Source organism: Methanoculleus sp. UBA413 (assembly GCF_002502935.1).
Taxonomy (GTDB): domain Archaea; phylum Halobacteriota; class Methanomicrobia; order Methanomicrobiales; family Methanoculleaceae; genus Methanoculleus; species Methanoculleus bourgensis.
In genome coordinates, this window is record NZ_DAQR01000069.1 from 1 (window position 1) to 4,419 (window position 4,419).

General features: G+C 60.9%; 5 protein-coding genes. 4 read left to right on the forward strand and 1 reads right to left on the reverse strand.

The features are described from left to right. Positions 1–142 (forward strand): 4Fe-4S binding protein (locus tag BP858_RS05355; RefSeq protein WP_286879046.1); only part of this gene is annotated, 142 nt, incomplete at its 5' end. On the opposite strand, the gene BP858_RS05360 is transcribed toward BP858_RS05355, so the two are convergent. Next, complete coding sequence (locus BP858_RS05360) at positions 120–512, reverse strand: hypothetical protein (RefSeq protein WP_062263519.1); 393 nt, start codon at positions 510–512, stop codon at positions 120–122. The two genes, BP858_RS05355 and BP858_RS05360, sit on opposite strands and share 23 nt — an antisense overlap. 151 nt (positions 513–663) lie before the next feature. Between BP858_RS05360 and BP858_RS05365 the strand changes: the two genes are divergently transcribed. The 3 genes from BP858_RS05365 to BP858_RS05375 all read left to right on the forward strand — a co-directional run bounded on the left by BP858_RS05365 (position 664) and on the right by BP858_RS05375 (position 4,049). Beyond that, positions 664–966 carry an Hsp20/alpha crystallin family protein gene (locus BP858_RS05365; RefSeq protein WP_074175922.1) on the forward strand — a complete coding sequence of 101 codons (303 nt, stop codon included), beginning with the start codon at positions 664–666 and terminating at the stop codon, positions 964–966. Between the two features lie 312 nt (positions 967–1,278). Next, complete coding sequence (locus tag BP858_RS05370; protein WP_082864960.1) at positions 1,279–3,447, forward strand: thioredoxin domain-containing protein; 2,169 nt, start codon at positions 1,279–1,281, stop codon at positions 3,445–3,447. A gap of 74 nt (positions 3,448–3,521) precedes the next feature. Continuing rightward, complete coding sequence (locus BP858_RS05375) at positions 3,522–4,049, forward strand: OsmC family protein (RefSeq protein ID WP_074175923.1); 528 nt, start codon at positions 3,522–3,524, stop codon at positions 4,047–4,049. Positions 4,050–4,419 lie beyond the last annotated feature (370 nt).

Sequence of the window (4,419 nt, forward strand, 5' to 3'; positions counted from 1 at the left end):
CTGCGGGCTCTGCGCCCAGTACTGCCCGGACGGGGTCATCGACGAGGAACTCAATATCGACCTTGATTACTGCAAGGGCTGCGGTATCTGCGCAAACGAGTGCCCGAAGGAAGCCATCACTATGGTTCGGGAGGAACGCTGACCTCCCCCTCCTCGCCGAGGGGACACTGGCCGATATACTCCAGGTTGAACCGGTAGAAGTGCGTGTAGCCGCAGTTTCGGCACCGGGTTGTAAGGTGGTTGCTCCCAACCACGAGGTCGTGCGCTCCTTCAACCCCACAATTTTTGCACCGTGCACCGGTTTCAAGGGTCCAGATATCGTAACGTCCAAGAGCCGTGCAGACACCAACCACCTCCGTGTTCTCAAACCTTGGAATGAAGATCCGGGTCGATCCACAGTTTGAACAGATCACCTGCGCCTGCGCGGAGACCGCTTTTATGATCTGGTCGGCATCCTCGCCGCAGTGGTAACAGTCGGTGCGGTATCGGGTGAAGATGAACTGCTCGCTCATGCATGATACTCAACGGCCGCCGCAAGATAAAACCTCGCATCCTGCGTGCAGGCACTGTCCGGGATCTGTCGCCCCGGAAGAGAGGGGGCGACCGGGGACAACAATTAAATATCTCTCTTGCATCCCTGTTGCCGTCGAGGAGGTTACCAGGATGGCAGCATTAAGAGTCGCACCATATGTCTGTGCCTATTCAGATGAAAATGAAGAGAATCTTCATATCGAGATCGAACTACCGGGCGTCGATAAGAAGGATATCACCTTCAAGATGCAGGAGACCAGTTTCTCCATCGATGCAGCCCGTGGCGACGTCCGGTACGTCGGCACCTACGCGATCGGATGTCCCGTCGATCCCAACAGGGCGAAGGCGACCTTCAGGAACGGGCTGCTCGCCGTCGACGTCCCCTACCTACAGCCGGCCGCGGAAGAAGTAAAGCAGATTCCCATCGCGGAGTGACGGGGATTCTCCTTTTTTGATCAAAGAGCCCGGTGCATCGAGCCATCTTCATTTAGGCGACACGGTCTTCGCGCGAATCAACGAATGTAGTGGACCATTCACCTTATTTTGCGGGTTCTGGTGCGTGGGAGTGATCGTCACCTCTCGCATGAGCGAACCCGGGGTACACGTGAGATTATAACTGCACTGAAGCACCGGGCCAAGCCGGGTGTTACTCAGCATACCCACCCCAGTTAACCCGCGGGGTACCGTTCGTCCCCATCCTGCCGGGGAGAGTCACCTTTATTACCAAGCGTCCGCACGTCAGGAGGTATGAACCCGGCACGCGGACATGACCCGGAAACACCAGGAGCGCCAGCCCGGGAGGAGTCACCTCCGAACCGGCTTATCCACGAACAGAGCCCGTACCTGCTCCAGCATGCCTACAACCCGGTCGACTGGTATCCCTGGGGCGAGGAGGCATTCCTCCGGGCGAAGGAGGAGGCGAAACCGATATTCCTCTCCATAGGCTACTCGGCCTGCCACTGGTGCCACGTCATGGAAGAGGAGTCGTTTGCAGATCCCATGGTCGCAAAACTCTTAAACGACGTCTTTGTCTGCATCAAGGTGGACCGCGAGGAGCGGCCCGACATCGACCAGATCTACATAGATGCCGCCCATGTGCTGAGCGGGGTTGCCGTAGGATGGCCCCTCACCATCTTCATGACCCACGATGGGCGACCGTTCTTTGCGGCGAGTTATATCCCGAAGGAGAGCCGCTACGGGATGACCGGCCTCGTAGACCTTATCCCACGGATCAGCAGGATCTGGCAGACGCGGCGGCAGGAACTCGAGCAGACCGGCAGCCGGGTGCTGGAGGCGCTTCAGAGTGCGGCCCGCACTCCCCCGGGGGAGAGCGAACTCTCGGAGGCGACCCTCGATGACGCCTACGATACCCTGTTCCGGCTCTTCGACGGAGAGAACGGCGGGTTCGGGGACGCGCCCAAGTTCCCGGCCCCGCATAACCTCATATTCCTGCTCAGGTACGGGCACCGGACCGGCAAAACCCCGGCATATACGATGGTCGAGAAGACGCTGCACGCAATGCGGCGGGGCGGGATATTCGATCATATCGGCTGGGGGTTCCACCGCTACGCGACGGACGCGGAGTGGCTCGTCCCGCACTTTGAGAAGATGCTCTACGACCAGGCGCTCCTGATCATGGCGTATACGGAGGCCTACCTCGCGACAGGGAGGGAGGAGTTTGCCAGGACCGCACGGGAAACGATCGCCTACGTCCTGCGGGAGATGACCGACCCTGACGGCGGTTTCTACTCGGCCGAGGATGCGGACAGCGAAGGCGTGGAGGGGAAATTCTACATCTGGACGAAGGCCGGGATCCTGCAGGTACTCGGGGAGGAGGACGGGGAACGGTTCTCCCGGATCTTCGGCGTCACGGAGCCGGGGAACTACCTTGAGCAGCCCGGCGCCAGAAGGACAGGACAGAACATCCTCCGCCTGCGGCGCCCGCTGGCGTCCTGGGCACATGAGTTCTCGATGCCGGAGGAGGACCTGGCATGGTTCGTGGAGAATGCCCGGCAGAGACTCTTTGCGGCACGAGAAGAGCGGGCCCGTCCGGTAAAGGACGACAAGATCCTCACCGACTGGAACGGGCTGATGATCGCCGCCCTGGCGACGGCGGCCCGGGCGTTTGATGACCCTGAATACCTGGCTGCGGCAGAGAAGGCGACCGCGTTCGTTCTCACCCGGCTGCGCGGGCCGGACGGGCGGCTCCTCCACCGCTACCGGAACGGCGAGGCCGGCATCCCGGCGACGCTTGATAATTACGCGTTCATGCTCTGGGCTCTTATCGAGGTCTATGAGGCGTCGTTTGCTCCCGGCTACCTCCGGACTGCAGTCGAACTCGCCCGGGACCTCTCTGCCCGCTACTGGGACTGCGACCACGGAGGGTTCTTCTTCACGCCTGATGACGTGGAGATCTCCGTCCGGCAGAAACCGGTCTTTGACGGGGCAACTCCCTCCGGCAACAGCGTGGCCATGTATGCCCTCTTCCTCCTCGGCCGGATGACGGCGAACCTTGAGTTCGAGGAGATGGCGAACCGGATCCGTCGTGTCTTTGCCGGTACCGTCCGGGAATCCCCCATCGCCTACTCCTACTTCCTCACCGGCCTTGAGTTCATGCTGGGACCGAACGTCGAGGTGATCATCTCGGGCGTCCGGGACGCAGAGGATACCAGGGCGATGATCCAGGCCATCCGGTCGCGCTATACACCAGACGCCGTCGTCATCTTCCGGCCCTCTGACGACGAGGAACCGGAGATCACGAAGGTGGCCGGGTTTACCCGGGATATCGTGACAATCGAAGGGAAAGCGACGGCGTACGTCTGCACCAACTACGCCTGTGACATCCCGGTGACCGATGCCGACGAGATGCTGCGACTTATGAGGACGACGTCGAAACCGCCGGAACCGGTCATCTGAGGGCAGGGTTCATGGTATTGGCCAGCGGAGTGATACCCCGCGGGCGCAGGTTCCCGCAAGGAGTCTTTTTCGGTATGATGATGCGAAACGGAGTTGATATGGAGCGGGTGAACGCCCGCGTGGAGGCGATGCGAAAGGATCCGGCAGAGGGGAGAAAGACCCTCTCCGGCATCACCAGCTGGAACGGCGGTGCGCACTCCACCACGATTGTCAGGAACTTCGCCATTCCGGCCGACGAACCGGGTGCCATCGGCGGGACCAACCGGGGCCCAAGCCCGATGGAACTGGTGCTCACGGCGCTTTCAGCCTGCATCGCGATCTCTATTGCCTACAGCGCGGCTGAAGACGAGGTCGAGGTCCATTCCATCGAGATCGACGTCGAGGGCGACCTCGACCTCAGGGGGCTTTTTGAGATCACCGACGACGTCCGGCCGGGCTTTGAGGAGGTCCGGGTGACCGTCCGGATGGAGGCGGACGCACCGCGGGAGAAACTTGAGGAACTCGTGGACCACGGCTACCGGCGCTCGCCGGTCGTGGATTCGCTCGAGGGGAAGGTGCCGGTCAGGGTCTGTCTCGCACAGGAGGATGCAGGGACGGCCTGACTCCCTGCCGGAGCCGGGGGACTACTGGAGCATTTCACCTTATCGTGCGGGTCCTGATGCACATAGCCACCTCACGCGAAGGCGCGAAGGGTTCTGATTGGGGGATACACGGGCATCAAGGCTTCGCGCTCAACGCGAGAGGCGATATTGCACAGGCAATATTAGATAAATGTTCCACTAGTGGACCGTTTCACCTTATGTTGCGGGTCCTGATGCGCGGAGGATTGCCGTCGCACGCGAAGCCGCGAAGGACGCGAAGGGTTCCGGTTGGGAGGAGATACACGGACTTCGCGGCTTCGCGCTCTTCGCGTGAGGTGACATTGTGTGAAGATTTAGATGCAACGGTCCACTAGTGGAGCATTTCACCTTA

What these genes read in the sequence shown, in the direction of transcription:
- BP858_RS05365 (WP_074175922.1), top strand. Translation starts at nt 664, where the DNA reads ATGGCAGCATTAAGAGTCGCACCATATGTCTGTGCCTATTCAGATGAA.
- BP858_RS05370 (WP_082864960.1), top strand. Translation starts at nt 1,279, where the DNA reads ATGAACCCGGCACGCGGACATGACCCGGAAACACCAGGAGCGCCAGCC.
- BP858_RS05360 (WP_062263519.1), bottom strand. Translation starts at nt 512, where the DNA reads ATGAGCGAGCAGTTCATCTTCACCCGATACCGCACCGACTGTTACCAC.
- BP858_RS05375 (WP_074175923.1), top strand. Translation starts at nt 3,522, where the DNA reads ATGATGATGCGAAACGGAGTTGATATGGAGCGGGTGAACGCCCGCGTG.